Origin of the sequence: Paenibacillus ferrarius (assembly GCF_002027705.1) — a bacterium.
GTDB classification, from domain to species: domain Bacteria; phylum Bacillota; class Bacilli; order Paenibacillales; family NBRC-103111; genus Paenibacillus_E; species Paenibacillus_E ferrarius.
This window is the reverse complement of the sequence record NZ_MBTG01000045.1, coordinates 125,815-145,193: the sequence shown is the minus strand read 5'-3', so window position 1 is coordinate 145,193 and position 19,379 is coordinate 125,815. Positions and strand designations below refer to the sequence as shown.

General features: G+C 46.3%; 18 protein-coding genes. 14 read left to right on the top strand and 4 right to left on the bottom strand.

Features of this window, described 5'->3' with window-relative positions; genetic code table 11:
* Positions 1–5 precede the first annotated feature (5 nt).
* Positions 6–1,145: a tRNA guanosine(34) transglycosylase Tgt gene (tgt, locus tag BC351_RS32920; RefSeq protein WP_079419032.1), complete on the top strand. Its 1,140-nt coding sequence runs from the start codon at positions 6–8 to the stop codon at positions 1,143–1,145.
* A 15-nt stretch (positions 1,146–1,160) separates the two neighbouring features.
* A complete protein-coding gene (yajC, locus tag BC351_RS32915) occupies positions 1,161–1,472 on the top strand; it encodes a preprotein translocase subunit YajC (protein WP_079419030.1) in 312 nt (103 codons plus the stop codon).
* A gap of 61 nt (positions 1,473–1,533) precedes the next feature.
* On the opposite strand, the gene BC351_RS32910 is transcribed toward yajC, so the two are convergent.
* A complete protein-coding gene (locus BC351_RS32910; protein WP_079419028.1) occupies positions 1,534–2,370 on the bottom strand; it encodes a phosphatase PAP2 family protein in 837 nt (278 codons plus the stop codon).
* 95 nt (positions 2,371–2,465) lie between these two features.
* A complete protein-coding gene (locus BC351_RS32905) occupies positions 2,466–2,846 on the bottom strand; it encodes a TIGR04086 family membrane protein (protein ID WP_208629884.1) in 381 nt (126 codons plus the stop codon).
* Between the two features lie 109 nt (positions 2,847–2,955).
* Here BC351_RS32905 and BC351_RS32900 point away from each other — a divergent pair, with 109 nt between their 5' ends.
* Both BC351_RS32900 and BC351_RS32895 read left to right on the top strand, forming a co-directional pair.
* The gene (locus tag BC351_RS32900) at positions 2,956–4,299 is read left to right on the top strand and encodes an SLC13 family permease (RefSeq protein WP_079419024.1); all 1,344 of its coding nucleotides are present in this window, start codon (positions 2,956–2,958) and stop codon (positions 4,297–4,299) included.
* A gap of 106 nt (positions 4,300–4,405) precedes the next feature.
* On the top strand, positions 4,406–5,086 hold the full coding sequence (locus BC351_RS32895) for a DUF421 domain-containing protein (protein WP_079419022.1): 681 nt from the start codon (positions 4,406–4,408) through the stop codon (positions 5,084–5,086).
* A 39-nt stretch (positions 5,087–5,125) separates the two neighbouring features.
* On the opposite strand, the gene spoVB is transcribed toward BC351_RS32895, so the two are convergent.
* Positions 5,126–6,691, bottom strand: a complete 1,566-nt coding sequence (gene spoVB / locus BC351_RS32890; protein WP_079419020.1) for a stage V sporulation protein B — start codon at positions 6,689–6,691, stop codon at positions 5,126–5,128.
* Positions 6,692–6,855: 164 nt separating this feature from the next.
* Here spoVB and BC351_RS32885 point away from each other — a divergent pair, with 164 nt between their 5' ends.
* The 10 genes from BC351_RS32885 to BC351_RS32845 all read left to right on the top strand — a co-directional run bounded on the left by BC351_RS32885 (position 6,856) and on the right by BC351_RS32845 (position 18,733).
* Positions 6,856–7,209 (top strand): post-transcriptional regulator, encoded by a 354-nt coding sequence (locus BC351_RS32885; protein WP_341866038.1) that lies wholly within the window; start codon positions 6,856–6,858, stop codon positions 7,207–7,209.
* A 119-nt stretch (positions 7,210–7,328) separates the two neighbouring features.
* Complete coding sequence (secD, locus tag BC351_RS32880; protein WP_341866037.1) at positions 7,329–8,564, top strand: protein translocase subunit SecD; 1,236 nt, start codon at positions 7,329–7,331, stop codon at positions 8,562–8,564.
* Positions 8,554–9,480, top strand: a complete 927-nt coding sequence (secF, locus tag BC351_RS32875) for a protein translocase subunit SecF (protein ID WP_079419018.1) — start codon at positions 8,554–8,556, stop codon at positions 9,478–9,480. The genes secD and secF overlap by 11 nt, the downstream gene beginning before the upstream one ends.
* A gap of 65 nt (positions 9,481–9,545) precedes the next feature.
* Positions 9,546–10,499, top strand: a complete 954-nt coding sequence (locus BC351_RS32870) for a cation diffusion facilitator family transporter (protein ID WP_079419016.1) — start codon at positions 9,546–9,548, stop codon at positions 10,497–10,499.
* Positions 10,500–10,522: 23 nt separating this feature from the next.
* Positions 10,523–12,970, top strand: coding sequence for a single-stranded-DNA-specific exonuclease RecJ (gene recJ / locus BC351_RS32865; RefSeq protein WP_079419014.1), 2,448 nt, complete (start codon positions 10,523–10,525; stop codon positions 12,968–12,970).
* Positions 12,967–13,479 carry an adenine phosphoribosyltransferase gene (locus tag BC351_RS32860; RefSeq protein ID WP_079419012.1) on the top strand — a complete coding sequence of 171 codons (513 nt, stop codon included), beginning with the start codon at positions 12,967–12,969 and terminating at the stop codon, positions 13,477–13,479. Before recJ ends, BC351_RS32860 begins: the two co-directional genes overlap by 4 nt.
* A gap of 186 nt (positions 13,480–13,665) precedes the next feature.
* A complete protein-coding gene (locus BC351_RS32855; protein ID WP_079419010.1) occupies positions 13,666–15,849 on the top strand; it encodes a RelA/SpoT family protein in 2,184 nt (727 codons plus the stop codon).
* 34 nt (positions 15,850–15,883) lie between these two features.
* A complete protein-coding gene (gene dtd, locus BC351_RS32850) occupies positions 15,884–16,324 on the top strand; it encodes a D-aminoacyl-tRNA deacylase (protein ID WP_079419008.1) in 441 nt (146 codons plus the stop codon).
* A gap of 86 nt (positions 16,325–16,410) precedes the next feature.
* Positions 16,411–16,584: a hypothetical protein gene (locus BC351_RS42525; protein ID WP_158082313.1), complete on the top strand. Its 174-nt coding sequence runs from the start codon at positions 16,411–16,413 to the stop codon at positions 16,582–16,584.
* A gap of 202 nt (positions 16,585–16,786) precedes the next feature.
* The gene (locus BC351_RS32845) at positions 16,787–18,733 is read left to right on the top strand and encodes an FAD-dependent oxidoreductase (RefSeq protein WP_079419006.1); all 1,947 of its coding nucleotides are present in this window, start codon (positions 16,787–16,789) and stop codon (positions 18,731–18,733) included.
* Between the two features lie 89 nt (positions 18,734–18,822).
* Here the strand turns inward: BC351_RS32845 and BC351_RS32840 are convergent, their stop codons facing one another.
* Complete coding sequence (locus tag BC351_RS32840) at positions 18,823–19,116, bottom strand: hypothetical protein (protein WP_079419005.1); 294 nt, start codon at positions 19,114–19,116, stop codon at positions 18,823–18,825.
* Between the last annotated feature and the right edge of the window lie 263 nt (positions 19,117–19,379).

Genomic DNA, 19,379 nt, shown 5'->3' with positions numbered 1-19,379 from the left:
ATGTATTGGCAGCAGCAGTAACGTATGAACCGATCAAAACATGCAAACAATCCGGAGCCCGCTTAGGCAAGGTTCACACGCCTCACGGGGTCATTGAAACACCGGCATTTATGCCGGTTGGCACACAAGCAACGGTCAAAACGATGAGCCCCGAGGAATTAAAAACGATGGACGCTCAAATTATTTTGAGCAACACCTACCATTTGTTCATTCGCCCTGGTCACGATATCGTGAAAGCCGCAGGGGGATTGCACAAGTTCATGAACTGGGATCGGCCGATCCTTACAGACAGCGGCGGATTTCAAGTGTTCAGCCTAAGCAATATGCGAAAAATTACAGAAGAGGGCGTGACGTTCAAATCGCATTTGAATGGGGACAAGCTGTTTCTTTCCCCTGAAGTAGCGATGGAGATTCAGAATGCGCTCGGATCTGATATCATGATGGCTTTCGATGAATGCCCGCCTTTCCCTGCCGAGTATGATTATGTGAAGAAATCTCTTGAACGCACGACGCGTTGGGCTGAGCGGTGTCTGAAAAGCCATAGCAGACCGGAAGATCAAGGCTTGTTCGCCATTATCCAAGGAGGCATGCATGAGGATCTGCGGAGGCTAAGTGCAGAGCAGTTGACTTCCATGGATTTCCCGGGGTATGCTATTGGTGGACTGAGTGTTGGAGAGCCTAAGCACCTGATGTACGAAGTGTTGGATTATACAACACCACTTATGCCTGCGAATAAACCGCGTTATTTGATGGGCGTTGGATCTCCAGATGCCTTAATTGAAGGCGCTATCCGTGGGATCGACATGTTCGACTGTGTATTGCCAACAAGGATCGCAAGGAACGGGACATGTATGACCAGCGAAGGTCGGCTCGTGATTCGCAATGCGAAGCACGCCACTGATTTTGGACCGCTGGATCCCAAATGTTCTTGCTACACGTGTAAGAATTACAGCAGAGCGTATATCCGTCATTTGATTAAAGCGGATGAGACTTTCGGTATTCGATTGACAACGATTCATAACCTTCACTTTCTACTACAGCTCATGCGTGATGTCAGAGGAGCCATTCAGGAAGATCGACTGCTTGATTTCCGCGATGAATTCTTTGCCTCTTATGGGCTGAATGATAATGAAAGAGGATTTTAAGAAAGGAGGATACCTATGTTACTATCAGCAGATGCTGCAGCTAATACTGGCGCAGTTGGGTACTTGTATACATACGGGCCTTTAGTGCTTATGTTTGTTGTTCTTTACTTCTTACTTATTCGTCCACAACAGAAAAGACAGAAAACACGCAATTTAATGCTTGGTGGATTGAAAAAAGGGGATAAGGTCGTTACGATTGGTGGTTTGCACGGAACGATCATGGAAATCACGGATGACATTTGTGTACTTCGTGTCAATGATGCAACGAAAATGACGTTTGACCGTTCCGCCGTTAATGCGATTTCTAAATCGGCAGCTAAGGAATAAGTAAAAAAGCGAGAACCTTCATCAGGCTCTCGCTTTTTATTTGGCTTTTTATAAGAGGCAGTTACAATTCATTGTTCTTAAGAGGTTTGAGAAGTGCTTGCTCGCCAAGGACCAGACGGCCTTCTGCGATACGCAGCCCGAATCTCGCGGCAACAACACCCAGTACGACACCTGCGCACATATCTGACAGCCAATGAATGCCCAGGTAGAAGATTGTGAAAATAATAAATGCCGCAGAGCAGGGCACGAAGATTTTCCAAAATGTATTGCGGCTCTTCACAGCAATGACAGCCATGGAAACCGAGATTGATGTGTGCAAACTTGGGAAACAATTATCGAGTCCCGAAAGAGGACGATAATCTTGTTCGAATGTAGGAAATACATCGAGAATTAACAGTTTGACATTCGGATGAAACGACCAGACTTCATTAACTGGGAAAAACAGATAGAATGGAATAGCGACCATATAGTTGAACATCAACGCATAACAAATGGCGTAAAACAGTTTATAATTTTTCTGGTAGGTATAAAGTGCTATAGATGCAATCATCACAGCAGGAAATATAACGACGTAGAAATAACTACTGACTGCGGTTAGGATATCATTATGAAAAAAGTTCTGAATCGAAGCCACGAAGTTGCCTTCTATGCCGTAGATCGATTTGGTGAAATCCGCATTGAAATGCATTTTTTTCTCAATGCTCATTTCAATTTTATTGAAAAATAGAATGGTGATAAGGGCGGAGAAGTGAATCAGGTACTTCCGGGAAGTGAACACTTCTTGTACGAAACTCCCGGCAATATTGAAAGGGCTTGTGCGTGTCGCAGCAATCAGCAAGACAAAGATAGTAATAACTATATAGACCGTTGCATGTGTCATTGACTGAAACGGGCTCATGGTGTTTTCCCCCTAATATTGGAAATTTATTACGATAATAACCAAGATATTATATCACAGTCTGAGGGGGAAAGTGATAATTTCACGGAAAAATCTTATTTTCTTGTATTTACGCCAAGCATGCCGCCCAAAGCTCCGGATACGAATAAAATGCTAAGCAGCTGCAGGGATTGAAGGTTTAATCCTGCATCGAACGCAAGAAAACCAACCAAAAAGATAAGCAAGAAATAAACAAAACCAACGATGCCTCCATGGTACCAGCCGCGGTTTCCCGCTCTTTTGCCAGAAACCCAGCCTCCAATAAAAAGTGATACCGCATGGATAATTGTTGTCAAAGTATGTAAGGAGCTCTCTTGGGTGCTGGTTAAGAGCAGAAACAAAGATGTCACTATCGTTCCAATTGTCATCATGCTTAATGAATACATAAGGCCGGAAAATAAAGGAGACGTTATTCGAACCTGACTGACCGTTTTCATGGGGTTCACAGGCACCAATCCTTTCGTATATTCGTTCTTTTCATTAACATCATTGTATGGTCAAGCACATAGAATTAGTACAGACTGTTTAAGGGGGAAATGAATCGTTATGACGGAATTTTCACAGGGACCTGCGCTTTGGCAAGCGGTCGCAGCCATTGTTATATTTGCCGCGGCGTATGTGTGCATCTTAATTGAACGCTGGGACCGCATGTATACGGCTTTAGGCGGTGGCTTGCTGATGATTGTTTTGGGAATTATTCCGATCAGCAAAGCTGTAACAACGTATGCCAACTGGCATGTCCTTTTGCTGCTGACCAGTTTATTTGTAATTGCCGGACTTTTTCAGAAAACAGGACTTATTTCGTATGGTTCCAGCCACATTATTCGCAAGTTTCGCATGAAGCCCTTTACACTGCTGGTCAGCTTGTCGCTGCTTGCTGCCGCCAGTTCGGCACTGTGGGATGGTTTATTGGCAATCGCTGTGATTGTTCCTATCTTGCTGAAATCAACGAAGATAATGAAACTATCGCCTGTTCCGTTTCTAATTTCTGTTCTGTTATCCGCACATATTGGCGGTATGACAACATTGATGGGCAATTTGTCGAACCGGCTTGTCGGTCAGTCAGTCCCTATTTCAGCTGCACAGATGCTCGCCAAATTGGGGCCGCTTAGCTTGATTCTGCTTATCGTTGTGTATGTCATCCTGTGGGTGGTTTATGGGAGAAGCATGGTTATTGCTGAAACGAGTAAAAGGGAGCTGCTCAGCTTACAGCCTGCTTCTTATTTGATACAGGATCGCCTCTTTTTGATTGGAGGTTCTCTTATTACAGGGCTTACTCTGTTGACCCTTTTGCTGCAGGGGGTTCTAGGGTGGAAAGCTTCTTACATTGCTGCAAGCGGCGCGCTGCTTCTATTTCTACTAGGCTATAAGCAATGGATGCATCACATTAAGCACAAAGATGTTCAGACTGCTTGGCAAGCAGTCAAGGACTCGCAATTCTTATTTTTCTTCGGTTTATTTGTGATGGTCGGCGGATTAACCTATGCGGGCTTCACGGGATTTGTGGCAGCAAGAGGGCTTGAATTAAGCCAAGGGAGTGTTCCCTTTTTAACCAATCTGCTGCTGTGGTTAACAGCGTTTGGGTCTGCGATGATGGATGCTATTCCTTATACAGCGGCCATGATACCGGTAGTGAAGGATATGGGGAAAGAAATCTTCAATTATTCTTCTCCTACCGCCGCAATACCCATGTGGTGGTCATTGCTTGCAGGCACGGCAATTGGAAGCGGGGTAACTCTGCTCAGCTCAACGGCTAATATGTATGCGGCGGTCCTTGCTGAACAGGAAGGCGGAGGGCTGACCCAGCGTAATTACGTGATCGTGGCAGCGCCGATTTCTTTGCTTTTATGCATCATCGCAACGATCTATTTCAACATTTTTCTGTTGTAATTGCCAACAATTGAATACGTAAATTCTGCATGATGAAGTGCATCCGCGGTCAGAATACCATTGAACTCCGAGAACAAGCAAGAGCTTAGATCAGGGGAGGTTAACGATGGAAATTCTGACCATTTTTTTACGTACCGTGCTGGTTTACTTTGTCGTTTTTCTGATGCTTCGGCTGATGGGGAAACGGGAAATCGGTAAATTATCGCTGTTTGATCTGGTAATCTCGATTATGATTGCAGAAATCGCTGTGTTCGTGGTAGAGGATTCCAGTAAACCGCTGCTGGATGGGCTTATTCCGATGGGAACGCTGGTGCTTATCCAAATTTTTATCGCTTTCCTAGCGTTGAAGAGCAGAACTCTGCGGCTTATGTTTGACGGAAAGCCAAGCGTTATCATCAGCAAGGGAACGATTGATCGCGAAGAAATGAAGAAGCATCGTTACAATTTGGATGATTTGATGCTGCAGCTCAGACAGAACAAGATTATGAATGTGGCGGATGTGGAATTCGCAGTGCTTGAACCGTCGGGGAAACTAAGCGTTGTGGAGAAAGTGGTGAAGGAATCAAGCGCAGACGTGGAAACACCAAAAAGTGTGATCCGATACGAAGGACTGCCGCTGGCCCTTATTATGGATAGCAAAGTGCAAGACGATAATTTAGAGAAGATAGGGAAGACGAGATTTTGGTTGAAAAATCAGCTTCAGCTCAAAGGAGTCCGTGATTTCAAAGAGGTTTTTTATTGCTCGATAGACCACAGAGGACGCATATTCCTGGATCGCAAAAGATAAGGCAGGCCGATGATAGGCGCTACCTTATCGAAGTCCAAATCAACGAATGATCTTTTTGCCCATGCTCATCAGTCGACTGATATCTTTCAAACGAATCAAGCGGAAAGCAGCGATAAGCAGCAGATAAGTCATAAAGCCGACAATCAGGGAAGTTACAAAACGGAGCCAGTCCGTTGATGTCCAAGCTGTATACATGACAACGTAGCTGCAGAGCCCCGAGAGCACCATCGCCGCTCCGATTTTGCCGAAATCGCTGCCCTCCATGCGGAATTTCAGCAAGCGTACTACACTGTTCCAATGCAGGAATGTGACGAGCACGATGTTGACATTAATGGCAAAAACCGCACCATGAATGCCCATTTCCGGCTTGCTGGCCAACCAATAGATAAGAACAAGCTTGACGATAGATCCGATTAGCGTGTTAATTAATGCGGCTCCCGGTTTGTTCAAGGCTTGCAAAGTGGACTGCAAGGGAGCTTGAAAATAAATAAATATGGCGATGGGCGCCATCATTTTCAGCATTATACCGACATCAGGTTGATTGTACATATAGGTACAGATGGGTTCGGCCAGAACGAACATAAGAACGGTGAATGGAGCTCCTGTCACTAGAGCCAGCTTCAGGGATTGATGCAGGCGCATATGGATCGTTTTGATATCTTTGCGTGCCGCGGCTTCACTCAGAGATGGCACGAGCGAAACCGAAAGCGACATCGTAAGTGCGCTGGGTAAAAGAATGATAGGGATAATCATCCCTTGCAAAGCGCCATATTGCGCTGTAGCGACGGAGGTTGTAATTCCAGCAATGGCTAAGCTTTGGGCGATCAGAATGGATTCGAACAGGTACGAGCTGGCACCTATCAATTTACTTCCTGTGATGGGGACGGCAATCCGCAAAATTCTGCGTAAATTAGCCAATCTGCCCTTCACTTTGGTTGAGCCGATTTGGGCGAGTGGTGTCTTTGGAGACGTTTTTTTATCATATTTAAAATGGATGGCCAAGACGACCAGACCGCCAATTTCGCCGGCAAGCACGCCCATCATGGCGCCAGCTGCGGCATATTCGATCCCGTAGGGGATCATGACGTACGAGCAGACAAGCACCATGACAATACGGATCAATGTCTCCATAATTTGAGACGTTGCCGTAGGAATCATATTCTGTCTGCCTTGAAAATAGCCGCGATAAACCGCAGAGATCCCGATGATGGGTATCATCGGACTCATACATAAGAAGGTGTAGTAAACTCGTGAATCCGTTAATAAGTGGGAGGTAATCCACGAAGCCCCGAGAATGCACGCCGCGGTGAACACTGCGCTAAGCGAAATCGTAATGGCTAATGATATTCGGAGAATGCTGCGAATTCTCGTTTCATTATTCTCGGCTTCAGCCTCCGCGATCAGTTTGGCGATGGCTACCGGAATCCCGCCTGTTATGATGGTGAGGATTACGGATAAGAAAGGCCAGCCCATATGATAAATACCGATGCCTTCCGCACCGATGACTCGCGGCAGTGTAATTCTTGGGATGAAGCCAAGAATCCGGTTTAAAATTCCTGCGGCTAACAGGATCATCGTACCTCTAATAAACGATTGCTTCGTCAACGCGACTCCCTCTTCCGATACTTGACATACTCTATGAGTATGCGGGGGTTGGCCAAGCTCATGCTAACATTTTGTGGACAGGGGCAGCGCCAAGCAGGAAAATCGTGGATGACTATCGAATAGTAGATGGAAGCAGGTAAATCACACCTTAGGAGGATCTCTCTATGACCGGAGAAGATAACGACCAAGTCCCTCATCATCCTGAGGATACAGAGAGCGAAGAAGACGACACGGAGCATCAAGAAACATCCACAGAAGCTGGTGAAATGGATAATGGACCTTCCGACATAGAGCTCAATGAGATCATTGAGAGCTTGTGCTTAAGCAAGGTGGAGGAGTTTATCCTGCTCGGCTATGAACATGTGAGCGGCAAAGATATATGGGATTGTGTGAGTGATAAATATCGTAAAACCGGTGTTCCATCGCTTCACCAGATCGTGAATGACATTCTATCGCTGAAATCGACGCAGTTTATGAACTGGATGACGATTAGTATGTATAAAGGAGCCCAATTCTGAGAATAGGGCTTATTTTTCTGTTATTGAGACATGATAAGGATATAAACCGACTTAAATTGACTCGATTTTCAGACCTGAGTATAATAGGCATATTGAGTATCGAAGGGAGCAAGCAAGAGATGCTGGATTGGAAAAGAATTTCGTTCTTTTTTCTTACGGTCATAATTGTCCTCGGAGCAATCGGGGTAACAAGTCCGTCTTTGGTAGAACGAATCAAGCTTGGATTAGATTTAAAGGGCGGGTTCGAAATCTTGTATACCGCCGAGCCATTGTCAGCTGGTCAACCATTGACAAAGGAAACGCTTACGCAAGCAGCAGAAAGCCTTGCTAAACGGGCTGACACTCTCGGTGTAGCGGAGCCTGAGGTTTACCCGGAAGGATCAGACCGGATCCGTGTACGTCTGGCCGGTGTGGAGAACGAGGAAGAAGTTAGAGCCCTGATGTCCAAGCCTTCTGTGCTGACGTTCAGAGGACCGGATGGAACGATTTATATGAACGGGACGGATTTCGTCGAGAACGCAGCCAAATTAAGCTACGATCCGAATACGAAACAGCCGATTGTAGAAATCAAAATGAAAAGCAGAGAGAAATTCAAGGAAGTAACAACAAAGCTGGTTGGCAGCACGTTGTCCATTTTCTTGGATGATCAAGTGCAATCTACGGCATCTGTTAATTTTCCAATTGACAGTGATTCCGCCATCATTACACAAACCAATGTAGCGGACGCAACGAAAGTAGCGAAGATGATTAACCTCGGCGCAATGCCGCTGAAGTTAACTGAGAAATACATTCAACGTGTGGATGCAACATTAGGGAAAGCTTCACTGCACGAAACAGCTAGAGCAGGGTTGATTGCTTCGATTCTGATCTTCGTTTTCATGGTGCTGTACTATCGTGTACCTGGGCTTGTGGCTGCATTTACGCTGATTACTTACGTGTGGGTATTGCTTGCGATATTCGACTTTATGAATGCAACATTGACCTTGCCGGGGATTGCGGCACTCGTCTTAGGAGCAGGGATGGCGGTTGACGCCAATATTATTACATACGAAAGAATCCGTGAGGAAATTCGCGCGGGCAAGAGCATTCTTTCTTCCTTAAAAGCTGGAACCAAGCATTCCTTCCGTACGATTATGGATGCTAACGTAACAAACTTAATTGCCGGAATTGTTCTGTATTATGTAGGGAACGGGGCAATTCGTGGATTCGCAGTTATTACGATGATGAGTATTATTATCAGTATCTTAACGAACGTCTTGTTCTCCAGATGGCTGCTGCATCTTATCATACGAGGCAACTTGCTGAAAAAGCCAAGTTATTTTGGTGTGAAGGAGGCAGACATTCGTGGGCTCTAAACAAAGATTTGATTTTGTCAAAAATCGCAACAAATTTTTCATCATTTCCGTGGCGCTTCTTGTCATCGGTCTGGCGGTAATGCTTTTCTCCGGCATGAACTTCGGTGTCGATTTCAAAGCAGGAACGAATATTGACCTCGTGGTAGGAAAGCAATTGGACAAAGCTAAAGTTGAGGAGATTTTGCATACACTCACATCCAGCGGTGACCTCAAATCAAACTTTGCGGATCCAACGATTGGCGGCAATAACAGTGACCGTGTTTCGATTCGATTCGACGATGTATTGAATGACGATACCGTAAACAAGATCCAAAAGGCATTTGCAACGGCCTATAGCGCGGAAGTATCCAAGGAAATCAATACGGTAGATCCTCAACTAGCGAAGGAATTGCTGCTTAAAGCGGTCTATGCGGTTGCTATTTCCAGCGTATTAATTTGTTTGTATGTGAGTATCCGCTTTGAATGGCGTTTTGCCATTGCGGCGATTATTGCCATTCTTCATGATGCTTTTATGGTTATCGCCATGTTTGCGATTTTCAGATTGGAAGTAAACTTGCCGTTTCTGGCGGCAGTCTTGACCACGATCGGTTACTCGATTAATGATAAAATCGTTATCTTTGACCGTATCCGTGAAAATTTAAGATTTGCTAAGCTGAAAACTGATGAAGATCTGATCGCGTTGGTCAACGATAGTATCTGGCAAACGATGGCGCGGAATATTAATACGGTACTCGTTGTATTGATAGCTGCGGGAGCCTTGTATATCTTCGGCAGCGAATCCATCAAGCTTTTCGCACTAGCGAAATTAATCGGTTTAACGAGCGGAGCTTACTCCTCGATCTTCATTGCTTGTGCACTTTGGTACCTGCTCAAAAGAAAATCTTTGCGTAGTTCTAAAAAGAAAGCTGCAGCGTAATAACCATAATAACCGGCCGCGTGTATGTTGCGCGGCCTTTGTATCCGTTCAGGGGGAGTGGCAACGTGAATGACGAGCGTTTTCGAAAGACAAAACTCGCTGTAGGGCTCGGTATTGCAGGCAATATTGCTCTTGCGTGTCTCAAAGGTATCGTAGGCTTTGCGGCGCAAAGCTCAGCTTTGCTCGCTGACGCGGCACGTTCGACATCGGATGCAGTCAGATCCATTGCTATCTTCATGAACATTCAAACACAAGCGATGCTGCCTGATGAAGCTTTCTCTAAGAGTGAAGGCAAGAAATTGCCTGTCTCTACGATCCTGCTTTCACTGATTATGCTGGTTCTTGGGGTAGAGATGGGGCTGTCAGCGATGAAATCCTTGTGGGCTGGTGTAGAACATGCGCCAAGGATTTACGCGTTTGCGGCAATCGCCGTATCTCTCGTAGTGAAAGAAATTTTCCATCAATATACATACAAGTTGGGGAAGCGTCTCCATGATCAGGGAATTATTACCAATGCAAGAGGGCATCGTTTCGATATATACTCTTCTATTGTAGCTCTTATTGGTATGGCATCTGCTCAAATGGGTCACTTTAAGGGTCTCTCGTTTCTTTATTACATGGATCCATTAGCGGCCTTAGTGGTATCTGTCTTGGTGCTGCGAAGCGGGATTAAGTTCATGAAAGATACGTTACATAACAACAATGATCATGTCCTGCAGCAGGAAGATGCTGCGGACCTTATTGCTGCTGTGCAAGTCATGAAAGGTGTTATTACCGTTGATGATTTGAAAGCTCGAGAGCAAGGTCACTACGTCGTAGTTGACATCAAAATCAGTGTGAACCCAAGAGCATCCGTATGGGAAGGGCATGAGCTGTCCAAAAAGGTCAAGCAACAGCTGATGAAACGATTTCAACATGTTTCGGATGTGTATGTTCATGTGGCTCCCTACGATGCCGGTTTTCCATACAAACATGACGTGGATACAGAACAACAGGATTTTCCTTCTGTGATCCATTAAGAAATACGAAGGAGGACCACCAAGTGCTAGCACCCAAAGCAAGATGGACAATTGGTAATGCGGATGAAGGGCTCGTCCAAACATTGGAGAGTGAGCTGCAGGTTGACCCGCTTGTCGCCAGATTGCTTGTACTTCGAGATATCCGCACAGTAGCGGATGCCGAACAGTTTATGCATGGTGGAGTCGACTACTTTCTTGATCCGTATTTGTTGGACGATATGCTTCCAGCTGTGGAACGTATTCGGACAGCGATTAAGAACAATGAATTGATTCGGGTATATGGAGATTATGATGCCGATGGCGTCAGCAGCACATCCTTGATGGCCCACTTGCTGCAAGGCATGGGGGCGCGGTTTGACACGTATATCCCACATCGTATTCGTGAAGGCTATGGGCTGAACCGTGCTGCAATGGATCATGCCAAGGAGCACGGTGTAGCTCTATTGATCACGGTGGATACGGGGATTAGCGCAGTTCAAGAAATCGCTTATTGCCAGGAACTAGGATTAGATGTTATTGTAACGGATCACCATGAGCCGCCTGAGATATTGCCTCAAGCCTTAGCTGTAATTAACCCGAAGAAGCCTGGATGCCCGTATCCGTATAAACACCTTGCAGGTGTGGGGGTGGCCTTCAAGTTAGCCCACGCTCTTCTGGGGCGATTGCCGGAAGAGCTGCTGGAATTTGCGGCACTGGGTACTGTAGCTGACTTAATGCCTCTTACCGGGGAGAATCGCCTCATTGTGAAGATGGGGCTGCAGCGCATGCAAGATTCTGCATATGCCGGGTTTCGTGCTTTAATTGGTGTATCCGGCATTGATAATAAAGAAGTGACAGCTTCCCATATCGGCTTCTCGCTAGCGCCGAGAATTAATGCCAGCGGTCGCTTGGAAGCAGCGGATATTGCGGTTAAGCTGCTGACAACAACGGATGAGCAAGAGGCAGAGCAAATTGCCTATGAACTGGATATATTGAATAAGGAACGTCAACTTATCGTAGAAGATATGGTGAAAGAAGCCTTCGTGTTAGCCGAGGAACAACAAGCCAAGGGCCTAGACAAAGTTATTGTTGTTGCCAAGGAGCAGTGGAATGTTGGCGTCGTGGGGATTGTGGCATCCAAGATCGTAGAGAAATTTTATCGGCCGACGCTGGTCTTAAGTATTGACCCTCAGACGGGGATCGCGAAGGGCTCTGCTCGTTCGATTGCCGGATTTGACCTGCACAAAGCGTTGACAGCTTGCGAAGAATGGCTTGACCATTACGGAGGGCATCAGGCTGCGGCAGGCATGAGCCTAAACAAGGTGCATCTGGATGCCTTCACGCAGAAGCTGAATCATCTTGCGGCCGAAGTATTAACCGAACAGGACTACATACCGCTGCTGAAGGTGGATGCCGTGTGCAGCTTGCCTGATGTTCCAATCGCCAGCATTGAACAACTGGAGAAGCTCGCTCCATTTGGTATGGGCAATCCAGCCCCTAAGTTCATGTTTACCGATTTGCAGCTTGGCGAAATACGGACCATGGGCAAAGAGAAGCAGCATCTTAAATTAGCTCTTTCGCAGGCGAAAGAAGAAGTGAGCTGCTCGGTTGAGGCTGTTGGTTTTGGCAAGGGCAATCTTGCTTCTCTGATTGCACCTGCCGCCAAAGTGGATGTGCTCGGAGAGCTTTCCATCAACGAATGGAACGGTGTCCGAAAGCCGCAAATTGTTATGCAGGATCTACGGATTACGCATATGCAGCTCTTCGATTGGCGAGGAGCTGGCCAGCTGAGCGCGAAGCTAAGCACTCTTGAGAGCAATTTAGCTTCTGGGAACAGCAGGAATGCGTTCATGCCTGCGATTGTGCTCTTCGATGAAGCGGATGCTGTTGGATTCACGTCAACGGCGTTTCAGCTCGGAGATGCCGTACCTTATTGGATCGTTCAAGATACAGGGAATCTGCGGCCAGGCAATGAGGCGGCCGGGCAGCTGAGCTTTGGTGATATGCAGGATATCATTCTGTATACGATCCCTCGCAGTGTAGTCAGCTTGCAGAGCGTGCTGCATCAAGCTGTCGGCATGATGCGCTGCTACCCTGTTTTTACCGAGCTAGGGCCTGATAGCGGCAGCACGCTGCCGTCTCGCGACATGTTTAAAATGCTGTACGGCACCTTGCAGAAAGAAGGCTCGCTTAACGTTCAAGACGTGCGATTGATGTCTTCATTCAGCAAGCGATCCGGACTTTCGCCAGCCATGATTCAATTTATAATATCCGTATTTGAAGAACTGGACTTTATTGAACGACAAGGTACATTCGTTAAGCTTCAGGCTTCGCCAGCCAAAAAAGATCTTACGGCATCCCGCTTGTATCAACATAGATTGCACCGTCAGGAAGTTGAATCCATTATCATGTATTCGTCGGCCAAAGAATTGGAGCAATGGATGGCTGAACAAATAAAAAAAGAAAACCACTTATTGGAGGAAATCATATGAATTTCAAAGAGTACATTCGCGTTATCCCGGACTATCCACAACCAGGTATTCGTTTTAAGGACATTACGACTTTGCTGCAAAATGGACCTGTTTACAAAGAAGCCATTGATCAGTTGAAGGCTTTAATCCAAGAAAAAGAAATTGATGTGATCGCAGGTCCGGAAGCACGCGGCTTTGTGATTGGTGCTCCGCTTGCTTATGCGCTTGGCGTAGGTTTTATCCCAATTCGCAAAAGCGGTAAATTGCCTGCTGAAACCATTGAGGCTGATTACGCGCTTGAATATGGCAAAGATAAATTAGCTATGCACACCGATGCGATTAAACCAGGGCAAAAGGTGCTGATTGCCGATGACCTGCTTGCCACTGGCGGTACGATTCAAACGTCTATTGATTTGATTAAGCAGCTTGGCGGGGAAATTGTCGGGGCTGCCTTCTTGATTGAGCTGTCTTATTTGGACGGCAGAAGCAAGTTTGACGGAATTGATGTTGTTTCCTTAGTTCAATACTAATAAGGACAGAAGCACCTCAGGATGGCACCCGCTATCCTGAGGTGTTTTCCTAATATTTCAAGCATACTTTTAACGGATAGAGAGAAAATGATGCTTTATGTCGAAAGTGATACAGTGAATAGTTGACGTGGAGCCTGCCTTGCAGGCATAATGAATAAAAATCGATTAAAGGGAATGGGTAGATGCATGGGTATAGAGCAGCTTCTTGAGAAGGCCGCCACCTATCTGAAAGAGAATGATTTGCAGAGGATTCGGGAGGCCTATGAATTCGCGGATGAAGCCCATCATGGCCAAGTACGCAAATCGGGGGAGCCCTATATTCTGCATCCACTCGCTGTTGCAGATATATTGGTGAATATGCAGATGGATGTTACATCTATCATTGCGGCGCTTCTGCACGATGTCGTTGAAGATACAACAGTTTCGCTGGAAACTGTTTTAGATAAATTCGGGAAAACCTGTGCGATGCTGGTGGATGGCTTAACGAAGCTGGAACGCATTAAGTTCAAATCCAAGGAAGAGCAGCAGAATGAGAACTATCGCAAAATGTTCGTGGCTATGGCACAGGACATTCGTGTCATTCTGATCAAGCTGGCGGATCGTCTGCACAATATGCGCACGCTCAAGTATCAGTCTGAGGAGAGTCAGCGGCGTATTGCGGAAGAAACGCTGGAGATTTTCTGTCCAATCGCCCACCGGCTTGGTATTTCTACCATCAAGTGGGAAATGGAGGACATCGCCCTCCGTTATTTGAATCCGCAGCAATATTACCGGATCGTTAATCTGATGCAGAAGAAGCGAACCGAACGCGAACAGTATATTGAGGATGTTATTCACAGCATCAAAGAGAAATTAGATGAGATGGGGATTCAGGGGGATATTTCCGGAAGACCTAAGCATTTGTATAGTATTTACAAAAAAATGAGTTCTCGCGGCAAGCAGTTTAATGAGATTTATGATCTCATGGCGCTTCGTGTCATTGTTGACGGTATTAAAGATTGCTATGCCTCTTTGGGGATTATTCATACCCTGTGGAAGCCGATGCCAGGGCGCTTCAAGGACTATATCGCAATGCCTAAACCGAATATGTATCAGTCCTTGCATACGACGGTGATTGGGCCCAAAGGAGAGCCGCTGGAGGTCCAAATTCGGACGTGGGAGATGCACAGAACGTCAGAGTTCGGTATCGCAGCTCACTGGGCTTACAAGGAGGGCGGATCGGTCGTACCTTCAGGCACGTTTGGAGATAAAATGGGCTGGTTCCGTGAAATTTTGGAGCTGCAGCATGAAACGAATGATGCTTCTGAGTTTATGGAATCCATGAAAATGGATTTCTTCTCCGATCTTGTTTTCGTATTTACTCCGAAGGGGGAAGTCATTGAACTTCCTGCCGGGTCCGTGCCTTTGGACTTTGCTTATCGCATTCATACTGAGGTTGGCAATCGGACAATCGGAGCCAAAGTCAATTCGCGCATCGTTCCTCTGGACCATAAGCTCAAAACGGGAGATATTATTGAAATCTTGACCTCCAAGCACTCTTACGGACCAAGTCAGGACTGGGTGAAAATTGCGCAATCCTCCCATGCGCGAAGCAAAATCAAGCAGTGGTTCAAGAAAGAGAAACGCGAAGAGAATGTAGAAAAAGGGAAAGATATGATTGAGCGTGAGCTCAAGCGTCTAGCCATCGATCCTCCGACACTTATGAGTGACGATAAGATGCTCGAAGCCGCAAGGAAATTTAATTTTAACGATATCGAAGATATGCTGTCTGCTGTTGGCTTTGGCGGGATTACGGCGGCTCAGATTTGTACGAAGTTAACGGAGAAGCTGCGCAAGGAAGCCGAAGAAGCGCAAGTGCTTCAGCTTACCAGCGAGGTTAAGGAAGTAAAATCCAAAGAAAATGAGCGCAAGGGACGCCCTACGAATGGCGTACGCGTCAAAGGCGTAGACAATCTGCTTGTCCGATTTGCCCGCTGCTGCAATCCGGTGCCAGGCGACTTGATCATCGGATACATCACAAGAGGCCGCGGCGTGTCGGTTCACCGTTCCGATTGCACGAACATTCCTTCCAGCAGTGGGGAAGAGGAGCGCGTGATTGAAGTGGATTGGGCCGAAGCTGTTGAATCCAATTTCAACGTGGAAATCGAAATCACAGGGCATGATCGCCGCGCTTTCCTGAATGAAGTGCTGCAAGCTGTTTCCGAAAGCAAAACGATGATCTCCGCCGTTTCCGGGCGTTCGGACAAGAATAAGATGGCGACGGTTCATATGACCATTTTGATCAAAAATATCGATCATTTGCAGTCAGTCGTTGAGAAAATCAAGCGTGTCAAAGATGTTTATTCCGTGCAGCGGATCATGCAAAGTTAAAGATAATTAGCGAGGCTAAGGGGTTTTACAGGCAATGAGAGTGGTAGTTCAACGTTGCAAACGTGCTGAAGTTACAGTTAACCATACATCCATCGGTCGAATCGAGCATGGCTTGATGCTGCTGGTTGGCATTACGCATGAAGATACGGAGCAAGATGCCAAGTATTTGGCTGATAAAATTGCCGGGCTGCGTATTTTCGAAGATGAATCGGGGAAAATGAACCTTTCTGTCGTAGAGACAGGCGGACAAATTTTATCCGTATCGCAATTTACCTTGTATGGGGATTGCCGCAAGGGGAAGCGGCCTAACTTCATGTCGGCAGCCAGACCTGAGCAAGCGCAGCCGCTGTATGACCAATTCAATGAGCTGCTCAGAGCTCAGGGCTTGCATGTCGAGACCGGAGCCTTTGGAGAAATGATGGACGTTTCTTTTACGAATTGGGGACCTGTGACGCTGGTTATAGACAGTAAATAGACCTTGCGCCTTAAGTTGCAATAGGATAATTAGCAGGCTGGATGGGCATACTGAAGCTGTATAATCTTGCAGTTAGGAGCATCCAGATGCGACAATCCATTAAACACAAAGCGATGACGGCACCCGATCAGCAATTGCTTCATACAACTCTGGCTGAACGAATGAGCCAAGCTCCAGCGCTTGCTGATGTGGAAATCAGCGCTGAATTTACATCTGAGCAAGAAAAGATGAAGAGCATTCCCAAAAAATCATATCGGTAACCATAAGGCTTCGCATGCGGATCATATCGTATGGCGGAGCTTTATTTGTGCAGGCACAGAATTTCTCTACACCTGCAAATTGTGGTAAACTAACAAGTGATGTTTAGGCAGCAAATAATTTCACTGCGCAAGGGAGCTTATTGGACACAACGTTGGATAAGCAGCACGAGAAGCAGGAGATAAGGCGGGTGCTTTTGTTTTAATGGCAAATTCGAATCGTAATACGTCCACATCCAAGGGTTGGATTTGGTTGATGGCAACCTTGATTGTACTTGCGGTGTTAGCGGCAGCGGGGTCCTTGTATTATCAATACAAGCACAAAGCAGAAACCCTGCGTAATGTAGCCAAGCAAGGGCTTGAAGAAGTGAAGTCTGTGAAGAAGGCGAAAGAAGCGTACGATGTGATTGTCGTGGGGACCGATCCAGAGGGTGTTGCGGCGGCAGTTTCAGCAGCGCGTAATGGTTTGTCAACCCTGCTGGTTGATGGGCGGAATCGCGAAATACTGGGCGGGCTTATGACTTTAGGATGGATTAACTCACTTGATATGAACTATTCCCCAAATAAAACGCTGCTAGGCAAAGACGATGTATTCAACAAAGGTATTTTCTCTGAATGGTATGCCAAAATCGAAGGGGATTCCTTTGATGTCAACACGGCAGCTAACGCTTTCTATAACTTAGTTAAAAATGAAAAAAATATTGATCTTTTGCTAAAAACGAAAAAGGTTGAACCCCTTCTAACGGATAGCAAAAACGCCGTGCAAGGAGCTACAATTACGCTCGACAATGGTACAACTCAAGTTGTCAAAGCCTCGTCTGTGATCGATGCGACGCAAGATGGAGATTTTGCAGCGGCGGCAGGTGTCCCTTTTACAATGGGGCGTGAGGATATCGGGGATCCAAAGTCTAAAATGGCGGTTACCCTGGCGTTTCGTCTCAAAAATGTAACCCCGGAAGTTTGGAGTCTGATGGCCAAAAGGTTAAATGGCGATGACAATCCTGACACTGGTGTCAATGAAGTAAGCGTATTTGGATACGGTGAAATGAGCAGCTATCCGCCGCTTAACAAAGAGAGAGCCAAAATGCGCGGTCTCAATATGGGCAGGCAGAATGATAACACGGTACTTATTAATTCCTTGCAAATCTTTGGCGTAGATACTTTTGATCCGAAATCTGTAGAAGAAGCTTTTGAGATTGGCAAAAAAGAATTGCCTAATGTCGTAGCTTATATGCAGAAGACGTTCCCCGAGTTCGCAAGCTTGGAGCTGGATGCTTCCGCACCCGAGCTTTACGTAAGGGAAACCCGTCATATGCAGGGTGAATATCGCTTGAATATCGTTGATGTGTGTACGAACAATGACCAATGGGATCGCATTGGCTTCGGTTCCTATGCTGTAGATATTCAACGAACCTCTCCGACAGATAACGGCAACGTTGTGTGTAAGCCGAAGCAATATGCCATTCCTTTCCGCAGCATCGTGCCGCTGAAAGTCGACGGCTTGCTTGTTGTAGGACGAGCTGCCAGCTACGATACTTTGCCGCATGGCAGTGCGCGAGTCATGCCGACCGGTATGGCTGAAGGTGAAGCAGCTGGAGCTGCAGCGATGTTTGCTAAGCAAGAGAAGCTATCGTTTCGTCAATTAGCAGCATCCAAGGATGTAATTGGCAAGCTGCAGGCACAGTTGACCAAACAGGGAATGGAATTGCCGGCAAGCACGCTCAAGCCGCAGCCATTTATGGAGCATAAGGCATATGAAGGCTTGAAGTCCGCGCTGATGCTTGGTCTAGCTTCAGGGGCATATAACAACAATTTCCAGCTGGATGCTGCAGCGAATCCGAAACGCATGGTGAATCTTGTGAGCGGAGCGAAGAAGATGAAGCCGGAAGCTTATAAGGGAGATGCGGCGAAGGCGATAGATAAGCTGGAAAACGCAGATAAACTGCCGCTATCTTTGGAGCAGGCCAGCTATACCATAACCCAAGCGTTAGGAATAGCAGCTTCACCGAATGAAGCGCAAGCTAAGTTAATCGAGGGTAAGTTGTTAACAGACGCAACATTGAAGCTTATCGCGGACAAGCAAAAATTAACCAATGGCGATACGTTTTTAATGATTAAAGATTTGAAGATTGGGCTTACAGGCAAACCATAGATAAAATAAGAGCCTTACTGCCGGTTGATCTGGCGGTAAGGCTCTAACTTTGTATTAGGATGAGGTTTCTGTGATTGCGCTTACATATGTCAGTCAGCTTCTGAAGTATCCTCTTCCGATTCCGCCGATGCTTCTTCATCCGCTGAGTCCTCAGCATCTGCTTCCTCTTCGCTATCAGCCTGGGCATCCTCCTCGGCTTCAGCTTCCTCCTCATCCGCCGCGTCTTCTTCTGCTTCTACAGCCTCATCCGATTCTTCAATGGCCTCTTCTTCGGCTGCTTCTTCGGCTACTTCGTCTTCAGCTTCTGCTTCGGTTTCGGATTCTTCAGAGAAGAGCACCACTAGGTCTTGCCGTTCCTCTTGAAACTCGTTTTGTTTTGTCATTGTTACAGCCTCCTGAAGATAAATTCAAGGCCATTTGCCTTGTTGTACATGTATATGTGAATAATCCTCTGAATATACGGGGGGGAGGGGATGAAAATTGTATGAAAATGCTGCAAAATCACTGTCATGCAATTGTAATATTATTTTCATCTTTCTTTAATGATCAAGGGATATACTTATAGACGACCCCCTTTAAAATATAAATTTGAGGCCTGCAGCCGATGTGCTGCAGGCTATTTTCTTTTGGACAGATGATAAACACG